This is a genomic window from Enterobacter sp. Bisph1, assembly GCF_000814905.1.
GTDB lineage: Bacteria > Pseudomonadota > Gammaproteobacteria > Enterobacterales > Enterobacteriaceae > Kosakonia.
Genome location: NZ_JXAG01000029.1, coordinates 79610 through 92766 on the forward strand (window position 1 = coordinate 79610; position 13157 = coordinate 92766).

Sequence of the window (13157 nt, forward strand, 5' to 3'; positions counted from 1 at the left end):
GCCCCAAAAATTACACGATCTGTAAGGTACCTTGACGTAACTTACGCTGATAAACAAAAGAGGTCAGGATTAGCGGGATAACGATAGCCACCGCCATCGCGAAGGCGAAAATCTGCCAGAAACCTGTTTGAATCGACAGAATGCCCGGTAAGCCGCCAACGCCGATACCGTTCGCCATTACGCCATTCAGGCCGCACAGCAGACCGGCGAGGCCGGAGCCAATCATCGCGCACAGCATCGGGAAGCGGTATTTCAGATTGATGCCGTACATGGCCGGTTCGGTCACCCCTAAATAGGCGGAGATGGCGGCGGGAACGGAGATTTCACGTTCGTTGTGTTTGCGGCTGGCAATAATAATGCCTACCACCGCCGATCCCTGCGCGATATTGGACAGCGCGATCAGCGGCCACACCGGCGTGCCGCCCATGCTCTGGATCATCTGCATATCAATCGCCAGCGTGGTTTGATGCACACCGGTGATAACCAGCGGCGCATAGAGAAAACCAAACAGCGCGGCACCAATCGGCGCAAAACTGCCGGTCATCAGATGACGAACCGCCCAGGCGACGCCGTCGCCAATCATCCGGCCGAACGGGCCGATAAACGCATGGGCCAGGAATACGGCCAGCAGCAGTGAACATACCGGCACCACCACCAGATAGAGATAGTCCGGGACCATGCGTTTCAGGCGTATTTCAATAAAGCCCAGCGCCAGCCCGGCCATCAGCGCCGGGATCACCTGCGCCTGATAACCCACTTTCGCAATGGTAAACAGGCCAAAATTCCACACTTCCGGCGTTTGCGAGCCGAGCAGATAGGCATTCATCAGTTGCGGCGAAACCAGTGTTATACCGAGCACAATCCCCAGAATCGGCGTGCCGCCCATTTTGCGCACCGCCGACCAGCAAACCCCCACCGGCAGATAGAAGAAGATCGCCTCGCCAACCAGCCAGAGAAAGTCATACACGCTTTTCATTGGCGGGAAGAGTTGCACCAGCGTCTGGCCGTTGCTCATCGGGATATCGCCGATCACATTGCGAAAACCGAGGATCAAACCGCCGCTGATCAGCGCTGGCAGCAGCGGGAAGAAGATCTCCGCGAAGTGGGAGATCATCCGCTCATACCACTTCATATTTTGTCGCGCCGCCAGTTTGGCCTGCTCTTTATCCGCGTGAGCCAGACCGGTAGCGGCGCGCAGCGCCTGATAGTAGTCGCCGACATTAGTGCCAATCACCACCTGGAACTGTCCGGCGTTGGTAAAGCAGCCTTTTACCATCGAAAGCTGCTCAATCGCTTTCGGGTCGGCCGCGGCCGGATTATTTAATACAAAGCGCAGCCGGGTAATACAGTGGCTGACGGTGGCGATGTTATCGCGGCCGCCTACCAGGGTTATCAACTGCTCGATATCTGCTGGATTGACTTTGCTCATTCTGGTGCCTCTCGGGGGAGAAATGATGCGTAACGATCGGCGCAAAGCGTAACTGCGGACCAAAAAATAGAAAATGGGAACGTTCCCGTAACCGGGCGAGGATCACAATATATCGTCGTTGGGATTTAAACGAGGCGGGCGGGGATCACGATTTGGCGCGGCGTGGCGCGGCCATTAACCTGGTCAATTAATTGTGCAGCGGCCTGGCGACCGGCTTCGGCATAGCCGGGATCAACGGTGACGATTTCCGGGTGCAGAAACTTAATAAGCGGCGTGTTACCGACGCTCGCCAGCTGCACATTTTCAATATGCTGCTCTTGTAAATATTTACTCGCCCCGAGGGCCAGCGTATCCGTTGCACAGAGCAGGGCGGTAGTTTCGGCGCTGAGCACGCTGGCGACATGCTCATAACCCTGTTTCATCGCCAGACCCGGCAAGGCGAAGCGGGGTTCAAGCTGGTGCTGCTGGCAGAACGCCATATAGCCGTCGTGACGGCGTTTGCCGGTGGTGGCATCGCTGTGCGGCACGCCGATAAAGCTAATATGGCGATGCCCTTTGGCATACAGATTTTCCATTAATAGCTGGATAGCACCATCATCGTCATAACAGACGGAGGCAAAACCGCTGGCATCGCGCGCCAGCAGCACCAGCGACGACTGCCATGAGGCGAGCAGGCTTTCGCTGATGCCGGTAAAACCAAACAGCACTACGCCATCGATATTACGGCGGCTCAGCATCTGCAAATGCTCTTCCACCAGCTGCGGCGAGAACTGGCTTTCCATCATAATCGGATCATAACCCTGCTCGTAAAAGGTCGGCAGCATCGTCTGGACCGCCAGGTTTTCCGACAATGAATCAAGACGCGAAACGATAATCGCCACCACTTTGTCGCTCTGTCCGCGCATGGCGCGCGCGGAGCGGGAAGGGGAGAAACCGTGCTGATTAACCACCGCTTCCACCCGCTCGCGCGTGCGCTGGCTTACGCCGCTCTCATTATTCAGGACGCGGGAAACGGTGGATTTCCCCACGCCGCTTAAGCGTGCGATGTCTTTGATTGTCAGCCGGTTTTGCATTGGTCAATCCTTTCCATAAAGGGCGGGTGCAGGATAAAGGAGTTTTGTTCAGGTTCCAATGGTTGGGCAATGAGCAAAGTCTGGTTTATGCACTTTGTGCCATTCATTGCTGGCACGTATACGTTTGGTTTACTTCAACACCGCTATGATACCGCTACGTTAAGATTTACCTTTTCACCCTTACCGGAGGCCAAATGGATCCCGATCCCACCCCTCTCCCTCGATGGAGAAACGCTTTCCGGTAAGCCCGCCTTTGCTGCCTTACCGGATGCGTAAGGCAGCGACATTGTCATTGTCCCTGCCCAACTGAAACGCCTGTTGGCGTGGCTTTTCTACGCCTTTTGTTTAGCGCACCCGCGTGATGCCGGTGCAAGGATATGACTATGTTTAAAAATATCACCCGGGAGCTTTTTGCTCGTTTTACCCGCCATTTACCTCGTCGTCTGGTCCAGCGCGATCCGCTGCCCGGCGCGCAACATAGCGTACAGGGCGAAATCCCCACCTTAATGAGCGAACGCTGCCTTGCCATTGCCGCGATGGAGCAGGAGCAGCTCTGGCAAACCTTTAGCAGCCATCCGGAAGGGCTGACGCCGCAGAATGTCGAACGGGCGCGGGCCAAGCACGGTGAAAACATCATCCCGGCGCAGAAACCCGCTCCCTGGTGGGTCCATCTGTGGCTGTGCTATCGCAACCCGTTTAACCTGCTGCTCACCTGTTTAGGGATTATCTCCTATGCCTCGGAAGATCTCTTTGCCGCGGTGGTGATTGCGCTGATGGTGGCGATCTCAACCCTGCTTAACTTCCTGCAAGAAGCACGATCCACCAAAGCGGCCGATGCGCTCAAAGCGATGGTCAGCAATACCGCGACGGTGCTGCGGATGGTCAATGAGAAGGGCGAAAACCGCTGGTGCGAGCTGCCGATTAATCAACTGGTGCCCGGCGATATCGTCAAACTGGCGGCAGGGGATATGATCCCGGCAGATCTGCGCGTGATCCAGGCGCGGGACCTGTTTGTCGCCCAGGCCTCCCTTACCGGCGAATCCTTGCCGGTGGAAAAAGTGGCGACAAGCCGGCAGACGGCGCAGCGCAATCCGCTGGAGAGCGATACCCTGTGCTTTATGGGCACCAACGTGGTGAGCGGTACGGCGCAGGCAATGGTGATCGCCACCGGCGGTAATACCTGGTTTGGTCAGCTCGCCGGACGCGTCGGCGAACAGGATATTGAGCAGAACGCCTTTCAGCGCGGCATTGGTCGCGTCAGCATGTTACTGATTCGCTTTATGCTGGTAATGACGCCGATCGTATTGCTGATCAACGGCTTTACCAAAGGCGACTGGTGGGAAGCGGCGCTGTTTGCCCTGTCGGTGGCCGTCGGTTTGACGCCGGAAATGTTGCCGATGATCGTCACTTCTACGCTGGCGCGCGGCGCGGTGAAGCTGTCGAAACAGAAAGTGATCGTCAAACATCTGGATGCGATCCAGAACTTTGGCGCGATGGACATTCTGTGTACCGATAAAACCGGCACCCTGACGCAGGATAAAATCGTGCTGGAGACCCATACGGACATCAGTGGCAAAGTCAGCGACCTCGTTTTGCACAGCGCCTGGCTCAATAGCCATTATCAGACCGGGCTGAAAAACCTGCTCGATACCGCGGTGCTGGAAGGGGTTGATGCCCACGCGGCGCAGACGCTGGCGGCTAGCTGGCGCAAAGTCGATGAAATTCCCTTCGATTTCGAACGTCGCCGCATGTCGGTTATTGTCTCGCAGCAAGAAGATGTTCACCAATTGATCTGTAAAGGCGCGTTAACGGAAATCCTCAGCGTCTGCTCGCAGGTGCGTTTTAACGGCGAGATCTTCCCGCTGGATGACACCATGCTGCGGCGCATTGAGCGGGTCACCAGTACCCTGAATCGCCAGGGGCTGCGCGTGGTTGCCGTCGCCACCAAATATCTGCCGGCCCGTAGCGGTGATTATCAACGCATCGATGAGTCGGATCTGATCCTCGAAGGCTATATCGCCTTCCTCGATCCGCCGAAAGAGACCACCGCACCGGCGTTAAAAGCGCTGAAGGCGAGTGGGATCACCGTCAAAATCCTCACCGGCGATAGCGAACTGGTGGCGGCGAAAGTGTGCCATGAAGTGGGGCTGGAGGTTGGCGATGCGCTGACGGGCAGCGAAATAGAGCATATGAGCGACTACGAGCTGGCACAAATGGCGAAGCACATTACGCTGTTTGCCCGCCTGACGCCGATGCACAAAGAGCGCATTGTACGTCTGCTTAAACGCGAAGGTCATGTGGTCGGTTTTATGGGCGACGGCATTAATGACGCCCCGGCGCTGCGTGCGGCGGACATTGGTATCTCGGTGGATGGCGCGGTGGATATTGCCCGCGAAGCGGCGGATATCATTCTGCTGGAAAAGAGCCTGATGGTGCTGGAACAAGGTGTGATCGAAGGGCGTCGTACCTTCGCCAATATGCTGAAATATATCAAAATCACCGCCAGCTCTAACTTTGGTAACGTCTTTAGCGTGCTGGTCGCCAGCGCCTTTCTGCCGTTTTTGCCGATGCTGCCGCTGCACTTGCTGATGCAGAATTTGGTGTATGACGTATCGCAGGTGGCGATTCCGTTTGATAACGTCGATGACGAGCAGATCGCCAAACCGCAGCGCTGGAATCCGGCGGATCTGGGGCGCTTTATGATCTTCTTTGGCCCCATCAGTTCTATCTTCGACATTCTCACCTTTTGCGTGATGTGGTGGGTGTTTAAAGCCAACGTGCCGGAAGCGCAAACCCTGTTCCAGTCCGGTTGGTTTGTTGTCGGCTTGCTGTCACAAACGCTGATTGTGCATATGATTCGTACCCGCCGCGTACCGTTTATCCAGAGCCGGGCCGCCTGGCCGCTGGTGGTGATGACGCTGATGGTGATTTGCGTCGGCATTGCGCTGCCATTCTCGCCGCTGGCAACCTATTTGCAGCTGCAGGCGCTGCCGCTGGCCTACTTCCCGTGGCTGGTTGGCATCCTGGCGGGCTATATGACCCTCACCCAGTTAATGAAAGGCTTCTATAGCCGCCGCTACGGCTGGCAGTAACGCAACAACCCGGCTGCGCCTGTGCGCAGCCGGGATTTCTCTCAATTCCCTAAGGCTGTGATCCCCGTCGCCCGGCGCGCTTGACCCGTTTGGGGCAGCATGTTAACAAAATGTTTCTCTCGCCTGACGCCGTCTGAAGGAACAATGATGTTACGTTACAGCCTGTTATCTGCCGGGTTGCTGCTCGGTTTTTCCGCTTTTGCCGCCCCCGCAGGCGATCTGCCGTTGATGCCCTGGCCGGCAAAGGTTGAACGTCCGGCGAACGCGGGCTTTCTGGTACTGCAGGATAATCTTTCGATAAGCGTCAGCGGCGACGATTTGGACGATGCCGTGACGCGTTTGCGCCAGCGCATCGCCTTACAAACCGGCTGGACGCTGCAACCACAGGCGGAAAAACCGCAGCATCCCACCATCGCCATTACCATCGCCAAAAAAGTGCCGCCGCTGCCGAACCTGGAGAGCGATGAACGTTATACCCTGAAGGTTGACGCCAGCGGCGTGCAGATCGCGGCGAATACCCGCTTTGGCGCGCTGCGCGCCATCGAAACACTGCTGCAACTGATGCAAAACGGTACGGAACATAGCGCCTTGCCGTGGGTAACCATTGAGGATGCGCCGCGTTTCCCGTGGCGTGGATTGCTGCTCGATTCCGCCCGCCATTTTGTGCCCGTTGCGGATATCAAGCGGCAGATCGATGGCATGGCGGCGGCGAAACTCAACGTATTGCACTGGCACTTAACGGACGATCAGGGTTGGCGCTTTAGTTCGAAGCGCTACCCCAAACTGACCCAGCTTGCCAGCGACGGCCTCTTTTACAGCGAAGCGCAAATGCGCGATGTGGTGCGTTACGCCACGGCACGCGGCATCCGCGTGGTACCGGAAATCGATATGCCGGGGCACGCTTCGGCGATTGCCGTGGCCTACCCGGAACTGATGAGCGCGCCGGGGCCTTATCAGATGGAGCGCCATTGGGGCGTGCTAAAACCGCTGTTGGATCCGACAAAAGAGGCAACTTACGCCTTTGCGGAGGCGATGGTGAGCGAACTGGCAGCGATCTTCCCTGATGCGTATTTGCACATTGGCGGCGATGAAGTGGACGATACGCAGTGGAAAAACAATCCGGCGATCCAGCAGTTTATGCGCGACAACAAGCTTGCCGACAGTCACGCCTTACAGGCTTTGTTTAACCGCAAGCTGGAGACGATTCTGGAAAAACATCATCGCCAGATGGTGGGCTGGGACGAGATTTTCCATCCGGATCTGCCTAAAAGCATACTTATTCAGTCCTGGCAGGGGCAAGACGCGTTGGGTGAAGTGGCGCAACAGGGCTACAAAGGCATTCTCTCCACCGGTTTTTACCTCGATCAGCCGCAGTACACCGCTTACCACTACCGGAATGAGATTGTGCCGCAGGGCTTAAACGGCGTCGATCGGCTTGCCGATAACGACAGCGCGCAAAGCTGGTCATTCTCCATGCCGCGGCTTAAAGGCAAGCCCGTCGAAGGGAGCTTTACGCTGGTAAAAGGCGAGAACGGCTGGCGCGGATTCATTGATTTTTCAGGAAAATCGCGCCGTGCGGTGCAGAATATCGACTGGCGCAGCGACAGCCAGGTAAGCTTCGTCGTTGATACCTGGATGGGGGAAACCCGCCCGGTAATCACTATTACTGACGATAAGCTCAGCGGCTACTTCCTGCTGGGCAATGCGCGTTATCCGGTCACCGGTGCGCGGCTTAACGAGGTGCCAAAAGGCGTTGCACCCGCCGTGCCCGATGCCAGCCATCAGGCAAATCTGCTCGGCGGCGAAGCGGCGCTGTGGGCGGAAAATGTCGTCGCACCGGTGCTGGATATTAAACTGTGGCCGCGGGCGTTTGCCGTGGCGGAACGGTTATGGTCGGCGCAGGACGTAAACGACAGCGACAATATGTACACCCGTCTGCAGGCCATAGACAGCTGGTCAACGGTCTCCGTGGGTCTGCAGCAGCATAGCCAGCAGCTCACCCAGTTCACGCGACTAGCGAACAGCGGCGACACGCTTTCGCTGCAAATTCTCGCCCAGGCGATTGAACCGGCGCACTATTACACGCGCCAGCATCTGAAGTTCCAGGCGGGTAATTATCACCAGCTTGAGCCGTTAAACCGCTTTGCCGATGCCCTGGCACCGGAGAGCAACACGGTGCGCCAGATGAATCAGTGGGTCGATAAGCTTATCAGCGACGCGGAAGATAGCACCAGCGCCGTGGCGTTGCGCCATCTGTTTAGCCGCTGGCAGAGCAACACCAGTGACGCGCTGGCCCTGAGCGACAGCAACTATCAGCTTAAAGGGATGCGCCCGGTGATTTTGCAGGTGGATAAGCTGGCTTCGATTGGTCTGCGGCTGACGGATTTAGTCGCTCGGCAGGGCACGCTGGATGATGGCGAAATGACCTCTATTCAGCGCGAGCTGGATAACGCGGCGCAAATTCAGGATGAAGTGGTGATAGCGGCGGTCTATCCGCTGGAAAAACTGCTGCGCGCCACGCGCAATCACTAATAAAAAGGGCAGCGTAAGCTGCCTGACACCTATGAGAACAGGTTTTGAATTGTAAGGGCGGCAGAGGTCAACGTATGCGAAAGGGGAAAGTTGATCTTTGGTAGCTTAGCGCAAACAAGGAAAATGGGTTTCCCTTGTTTGACAGAATCAAGTAACTCTTCTTAAGAAGATTACCTACGAAGGTTGAAGGCATGATCTAAGGGCGCATCACGCGCCCTTTCTTTTAAGCTTGTTTCTTCTCGTTCCAGGCGTCAGAGTGCATTATGTTTCCGTGTTTATGTAAGTGTGTGATTTTCTCATAGCTTAATGAAACATCCTCCATATGCCCTGTACCCGTCGCCGTTCGTGTATCGTGCATAACAGGGCTAACGCTAACGACTCGCACATTCTCAAGGGTGATGGTGTAGTATTCCTCTTCCTGACCACTGTAGTTGATTTGATAAAACTTGAATTCGGCGCTCTTGAGGGTTTGTCCTGTAGCGGCTGCTTTGAACAAGTAAGGCGATGAGGTATCAATCTCTTTTGTGAAGTTAAACGGTGCATGTTGGCGGCTTCCCGTAACTTTCCCGGTTAGCATATCTGTAGGAATAGTTAAAGAATGCTGCAGGCTACGTAATTCTATAGAGCCATCACGCCCATGAACATCACAAGATCCCATAATCTGCGATCCGCCGTCATCCTTCAAAATCAAGTGTACAGGTACAGCCATTTTTAACGCTCCTTATTTAATCATACAACCAGTGACCAGCCCTGGCCGATTCCGCAAACATTCTTACCGTGAGAGGTTTCGATATTTGTTTAACTGGTTTAGTCGTGAACCATTTTCTAAAAAACCATGTTTTAAACCACGGGTAATAGACATTGTATTTCATTACTGAAACATCAACATTAAACATATCGCTATATTTATTCATGCAAAAAACTAAATCATCTTCCTCTGCATACTCCTGTAATATATCGTCTAACTGCAATGGTATTAGCTTTCCGCTAAATGTCCCTAAGACTGGAAGTTCATCTCGAAAGAACTCTAAAACTTCTTGTTCAGTTACCATATGCGATCTTTCTCATGTGCTATGGTATTGTAGTCTCTCACTGTTTTATAGACGATTTGACTAACATCACTGGCTACAATCGCCCATCCAACAACAGGTATTCCTCTGCCAATAAATGCGCCTAAGTTAGTTACATACTTTGGTTTTAACGTTGCAATACTTGCTTCCGTGATCGTAGGCAACCTTATTGGCATTTCGACATTCAGTAGTTGACGAAGATATTTAGAGGCAATTGAAGTTCCTGCTGTTGTTCCATATGGCTTACCCCTTGTTTTTAACAGAGGTAAACCAAGAACGATGCAACTCATTGTCACAACGTCTTTAATACCACCAAACTGATCATTTATTTTGTCTAAAAAAATCCAGAAAAATAGCTCACCTGCTGAAATGTTGAAAACACCTTTATAAAAGTATGTTCCGTTAAGTTGCTCTACTGTATCCATCAGTAACCTTTTATTTTATACAAGTATTAATCGTTAATCGTACACCTACGCAATAGGATATAGGAAAGGGTTTCTGCGAGAAATTTCTGATTGTTAGGCATAGTGACGGAAATGACTGCCATCACCAGTGAGCGGATCTGTAGGGATAATTCCCCCGAGCAGTAAGTTGCGTAGCTTTATGCTCCCATCACGGCCATGAACATCGCAAGTCCGCATAATCTGCGAGACGCCATCGTCTTTCAAAATCAGATGTATAGATACAGCCATTTTTACGCTCCTTGCTATTAGTCATATAGCCATTTCCCGGCTTTAGCTGATTCGAGCAGCATACCAAGAGTAAAATCTGGGACGGGGACGGGTTCCGTTTTCTTGAACGGATTCCATGAAAAAGGCTTATCAGGATAATACGTCTCAATTTTAAAGTTGCCACTTTCCACCTGAAATTCTTTGAAAAATTCGTCCATTAAATCTTCTGCTTCACCGACATCTAACCGCATGTCAGTATCAAAATCAGTATCCCACGTTAACAACTTTTGCTTTTTTTCGTTGTTAAATAAATAAACGCCATTGTAGCGCCTTGCCAACGCCAAAATACGTGGTTCGATGTCATTTACCATAATTTATCCTTATCATGGGCTATACGGTTATAGTCACGTATAGCGTAATAAATGAGCTGTTGCCTTAAGCTGGTATAATTCACTATTTTAAATCAAGTGAGATTTAGCCGTCTTGCTGAACCATTTAGTTTTGAATAGGCGCATCAGGCTGAAATCCTGTTTCCTTACCTGTAGCACCTGGTGATAGGTTAATCCTTTTACTCACTGTGCCACTACAACGGGAGAGGTTAAAGCCTTAATCGTTGGAAAGGGGCAACCATAAGCATGCAACTTTCAATCCGGGGAAACTCAGTTATTCAGAACCTTTGTCAGCTCAACTTTATCCGTGGCGGCATTAAAGTACAGGTAGAAAAGATCCCCATTTAGCTGATCAGGTTTTGACCATATTTCCTTTTCCCCTAAGCTACGCTTTTCTCTGATGTAGCCTAGCTTTTCAAGGTAAGAGTGCAACGGCGTTATATCGGCAGTTCCCCTGAAGATAATGCTATTTGAAGGCGCATAACCATCGCCGGGGTGAGACTCGAAATAGAAATCGTCCGTTATACGCGGGGCGTTTTCAATGTCCTTGTCTGTCAGAGTGTGGTAGTTGAAGAAATCATTTTCTTTGTAGGCAGTTGTTTCATCAGAGTCAGATGCAACGAGCCAGACAAACAGCCATACGAGAATAAGCACGGTGACGGCCAATAATGCGCACCATTTCATGACTTTTAACAGAGCTATCATTTCTTCACCCCCATTAATGAGAGCGTCAGGTTCTTCAGAAATTCCAGAAGGCAGCCTAAGCTGCCTTTTTCTACCCTGCGTCGCGATTAGCGGCGTACGGCGATCGCTTCAATCTCGATTTTCACATCTTTCGGCAGACGCGCCACTTCCACACAAGAACGCGCCGGGAAGCTGGCGTTGTGCTCGGTGAAAAACGCCTCATAAGTGGCGTTAACGGTGGCGAAATCGTTGAGATCTTTCACGAACACGGTGGTTTTCACGATGTCGCTGACTTTCAGACCGGCCGCTTCAACAATCGCTTTCACGTTATCCAGCGACTGGCGCGCCTGTGCGGACACGTCGTCCGGCACGCTGCCGGTCTTCGGATCAACCGGGATCTGACCGGAGGTCAGGATCATGTTGCCCAGATCAACGGCTTGTACATAAGGGCCAATAGCGGCTGGCGCATTTTCCGTAGCGATAACTTTGGTCATAATTTCTCCTGAATGACGGCGGTATTGAGGTTCCGATCCATTATAGGGAGGCAGAAAGGCAATACCAACCGCAATTAATTTGCCAGCACCACATGGTGCGAGAACTCTTTCTCACAATATTTGCACTTCAGGGCGATATCGCTGGCGCGCTTTTTCACCGCAAAGCTGGAGGAGACCGGTTCTGCATGGCTGATGCAGTTACTGTTCGGGCAGATAAGCACGCCGGTGATGCGCTCCGGCAGGCTCGGGCGGGATTTGCCCACCACTTCATACTCATCAATGCGGTTTACGGTGGCCTGTGGCGCGTACAGCGCCAGCTGGTTGACCTGCTCGTCCGTCAGAAAGGTATTCTCGATCTTGATCAGATCTTTGCGGCCCATTTCGCCGGAGGGCAGATTCAGGCCAATGGTGATGCGCTGATCGGTTTCCGTCAGCTTAAACAGAGTCAGCAGTTTAAAACCGACGCGCGCCGGGATGTGGTCAATGACGGTGCCGCGTTTGATGGCTTCGACTTGCAGTTTGTTGTCATGAGTCATTGTCGTTGCTCCTTACAGGGTCAAATCGCGATTAAGAACCAGCGCCAGCAGAGCCTGGCGAGCGAAGATGCCGTTACCGGCCTGCTGGAAATACCAGGCGTGGGGCGTTTTGTCGACGTCGGTGGTGATTTCATCGACGCGCGGCAGCGGGTGTAGCACTTTCATATTGTCGCGCGCGCCCGTCAGATCGCTGGCGCGCAGGACAAACTGCGCCTTTACATTGGCGTATTCGGAAGGATCGAGACGCTCTTTCTGTACGCGCGTCATATAGAGAATATCCACCTCCGCCATCACCTCTTCGATACTGGCGTGGGCGCTCCAGGCAATGCCTTTTTCGTCGAGCATATCGAGAATGTACTGCGGCATCGCCAGCGCGTCCGGGGCGATAAAGTAGAAGCGGTTACCGCTGAATTTCGCCAGCGCCTGTGCCAGAGAATGGACGGTGCGGCCATATTTTAGGTCGCCGACCATCGCGATATTGAGATTCTCCAGACGGCCCTGAGTCTCCTGAATAGTGAACAGATCGAGCAGGGTTTGCGTCGGGTGTTGATTCGCGCCATCCCCGGCGTTGAGCACCGGAATCCCGCCGGAGAACTCCGTCGCCAGTCGCGCCGCGCCCTCTTGCGGATGGCGCATCACAATCGCGTCAACATAGGTGCTAATCACCGAAATGGTGTCCGCCAGGGTTTCGCCTTTCTTACCCAGCGAGGTGTTACTGCTGTCGGAGAATCCGACCACGCTCGCGCCGAGACGGTGCATCGAGGTTTCGAAGGATAAACGGGTGCGGGTAGAGGCTTCAAAGAAGCAACTGGCGATCACTTTATGCTTAAGCAACTCCGGCTGCGGGTTGGCCTTAAGCCGTGCGGCGGTATGTAACACCAGTTCAAGTTCTTCGCGGCTGAGATCGTTTATGGAAATGATATGTTTCTGATATAGCGGATTAGCCATGGTTATCTCCTGACGACGGCGCAAAAAAAAAGCCCCTCAAAAGAGGGGCTATAGGATTCGGCGATCGGCGGGAAGGAAAACGGCAGGTCAGCGCCTTTTTTCAGACGCGGTGAGCGAGTTTGTCGTACACACTGGACCATGCTTCCTCCCGGCAAATTGTCCCGGATTATACGCAGCTGTTTTCGCGGATCAAGGTTTTGATGCACATTTTAGGCATTGCAATCGGTTCTCTATGAATA

At 53.3% G+C, this 13157-nt stretch carries 15 protein-coding genes; 4 read left to right on the top strand and 11 right to left on the bottom strand.

Annotated features, from left to right (window positions below; translation table 11 throughout):
• Positions 1–10 precede the first annotated feature (10 nt).
• Both treB and treR read right to left on the bottom strand, forming a co-directional pair.
• Positions 11–1429, bottom strand: a complete 1419-nt coding sequence (treB, locus tag RW65_RS05025; RefSeq protein ID WP_039055576.1) for a PTS trehalose transporter subunit IIBC — start codon at positions 1427–1429, stop codon at positions 11–13.
• A gap of 125 nt (positions 1430–1554) precedes the next feature.
• On the bottom strand, positions 1555–2502 hold the full coding sequence (gene treR, locus RW65_RS05030; protein ID WP_039055577.1) for a trehalose operon repressor TreR: 948 nt from the start codon (positions 2500–2502) through the stop codon (positions 1555–1557).
• A gap of 69 nt (positions 2503–2571) precedes the next feature.
• Here treR and RW65_RS23330 point away from each other — a divergent pair, with 69 nt between their 5' ends.
• The 3 genes from RW65_RS23330 to RW65_RS05045 all read left to right on the top strand — a co-directional run bounded on the left by RW65_RS23330 (position 2572) and on the right by RW65_RS05045 (position 8126).
• The gene (locus tag RW65_RS23330; protein ID WP_039055579.1) at positions 2572–2778 is read left to right on the top strand and encodes a hypothetical protein; all 207 of its coding nucleotides are present in this window, start codon (positions 2572–2574) and stop codon (positions 2776–2778) included.
• Between the two features lie 107 nt (positions 2779–2885).
• A complete protein-coding gene (gene mgtA / locus RW65_RS05040) occupies positions 2886–5594 on the top strand; it encodes a magnesium-translocating P-type ATPase (RefSeq protein ID WP_039055582.1) in 2709 nt (902 codons plus the stop codon).
• Between the two features lie 147 nt (positions 5595–5741).
• The gene (locus RW65_RS05045) at positions 5742–8126 is read left to right on the top strand and encodes a beta-N-acetylhexosaminidase (RefSeq protein WP_039055584.1); all 2385 of its coding nucleotides are present in this window, start codon (positions 5742–5744) and stop codon (positions 8124–8126) included.
• A 223-nt stretch (positions 8127–8349) separates the two neighbouring features.
• On the opposite strand, the gene RW65_RS05050 is transcribed toward RW65_RS05045, so the two are convergent.
• The 9 genes from RW65_RS05050 to RW65_RS22575 all read right to left on the bottom strand — a co-directional run bounded on the left by RW65_RS05050 (position 8350) and on the right by RW65_RS22575 (position 13058).
• Complete coding sequence (locus RW65_RS05050) at positions 8350–8835, bottom strand: Hcp family type VI secretion system effector (RefSeq protein ID WP_039055586.1); 486 nt, start codon at positions 8833–8835, stop codon at positions 8350–8352.
• Positions 8836–8851: 16 nt separating this feature from the next.
• Positions 8852–9178: a DUF1493 family protein gene (locus tag RW65_RS05055; protein ID WP_039055587.1), complete on the bottom strand. Its 327-nt coding sequence runs from the start codon at positions 9176–9178 to the stop codon at positions 8852–8854.
• Entirely contained in the window at positions 9172–9621 is a 450-nt protein-coding gene (locus RW65_RS05060) for an STM2901 family protein (protein WP_039055588.1), read from the bottom strand. Before RW65_RS05060 ends, RW65_RS05055 begins: the two co-directional genes overlap by 7 nt.
• Positions 9622–9905: 284 nt before the next feature.
• Positions 9906–10238 (bottom strand): DUF1493 family protein, encoded by a 333-nt coding sequence (locus tag RW65_RS05070; protein WP_039055589.1) that lies wholly within the window; start codon positions 10236–10238, stop codon positions 9906–9908.
• Positions 10239–10526: 288 nt separating this feature from the next.
• The gene (locus RW65_RS05075; protein ID WP_039055590.1) at positions 10527–10961 is read right to left on the bottom strand and encodes a hypothetical protein; all 435 of its coding nucleotides are present in this window, start codon (positions 10959–10961) and stop codon (positions 10527–10529) included.
• Between the two features lie 86 nt (positions 10962–11047).
• Positions 11048–11434 carry a 2-iminobutanoate/2-iminopropanoate deaminase gene (ridA, locus tag RW65_RS05080; RefSeq protein WP_039055591.1) on the bottom strand — a complete coding sequence of 129 codons (387 nt, stop codon included), beginning with the start codon at positions 11432–11434 and terminating at the stop codon, positions 11048–11050.
• A gap of 74 nt (positions 11435–11508) precedes the next feature.
• Complete coding sequence (gene pyrI / locus RW65_RS05085; RefSeq protein ID WP_039055592.1) at positions 11509–11970, bottom strand: aspartate carbamoyltransferase regulatory subunit; 462 nt, start codon at positions 11968–11970, stop codon at positions 11509–11511.
• A gap of 12 nt (positions 11971–11982) precedes the next feature.
• On the bottom strand, positions 11983–12918 hold the full coding sequence (pyrB, locus tag RW65_RS05090; RefSeq protein ID WP_039055593.1) for an aspartate carbamoyltransferase: 936 nt from the start codon (positions 12916–12918) through the stop codon (positions 11983–11985).
• Positions 12919–12920: 2 nt separating this feature from the next.
• A complete protein-coding gene (locus RW65_RS22575) occupies positions 12921–13058 on the bottom strand; it encodes a pyrBI operon leader peptide (protein WP_156123971.1) in 138 nt (45 codons plus the stop codon).
• Between RW65_RS22575 and RW65_RS23335 the strand changes: the two genes are divergently transcribed.
• On the top strand, positions 13038–13154 hold the full coding sequence (locus tag RW65_RS23335) for a hypothetical protein (protein ID WP_502685543.1): 117 nt from the start codon (positions 13038–13040) through the stop codon (positions 13152–13154). The two genes, RW65_RS22575 and RW65_RS23335, sit on opposite strands and share 21 nt — an antisense overlap.
• Positions 13155–13157: the final 3 nt, after the last annotated feature.

What these genes read in the sequence shown, in the direction of transcription:
- treB (WP_039055576.1), bottom strand. Translation starts at nt 1,429, where the DNA reads ATGAGCAAAGTCAATCCAGCAGATATCGAGCAGTTGATAACCCTGGTA.
- treR (WP_039055577.1), bottom strand. Translation starts at nt 2,502, where the DNA reads ATGCAAAACCGGCTGACAATCAAAGACATCGCACGCTTAAGCGGCGTG.
- RW65_RS23330 (WP_039055579.1), top strand. Translation starts at nt 2,572, where the DNA reads ATGAGCAAAGTCTGGTTTATGCACTTTGTGCCATTCATTGCTGGCACG.
- mgtA (WP_039055582.1), top strand. Translation starts at nt 2,886, where the DNA reads ATGTTTAAAAATATCACCCGGGAGCTTTTTGCTCGTTTTACCCGCCAT.
- RW65_RS05045 (WP_039055584.1), top strand. Translation starts at nt 5,742, where the DNA reads ATGTTACGTTACAGCCTGTTATCTGCCGGGTTGCTGCTCGGTTTTTCC.
- RW65_RS05050 (WP_039055586.1), bottom strand. Translation starts at nt 8,835, where the DNA reads ATGGCTGTACCTGTACACTTGATTTTGAAGGATGACGGCGGATCGCAG.
- RW65_RS05055 (WP_039055587.1), bottom strand. Translation starts at nt 9,178, where the DNA reads ATGGTAACTGAACAAGAAGTTTTAGAGTTCTTTCGAGATGAACTTCCA.
- RW65_RS05060 (WP_039055588.1), bottom strand. Translation starts at nt 9,621, where the DNA reads ATGGATACAGTAGAGCAACTTAACGGAACATACTTTTATAAAGGTGTT.
- RW65_RS05070 (WP_039055589.1), bottom strand. Translation starts at nt 10,238, where the DNA reads ATGGTAAATGACATCGAACCACGTATTTTGGCGTTGGCAAGGCGCTAC.
- RW65_RS05075 (WP_039055590.1), bottom strand. Translation starts at nt 10,961, where the DNA reads ATGATAGCTCTGTTAAAAGTCATGAAATGGTGCGCATTATTGGCCGTC.
- ridA (WP_039055591.1), bottom strand. Translation starts at nt 11,434, where the DNA reads ATGACCAAAGTTATCGCTACGGAAAATGCGCCAGCCGCTATTGGCCCT.
- pyrI (WP_039055592.1), bottom strand. Translation starts at nt 11,970, where the DNA reads ATGACTCATGACAACAAACTGCAAGTCGAAGCCATCAAACGCGGCACC.
- pyrB (WP_039055593.1), bottom strand. Translation starts at nt 12,918, where the DNA reads ATGGCTAATCCGCTATATCAGAAACATATCATTTCCATAAACGATCTC.
- RW65_RS22575 (WP_156123971.1), bottom strand. Translation starts at nt 13,058, where the DNA reads ATGGTCCAGTGTGTACGACAAACTCGCTCACCGCGTCTGAAAAAAGGC.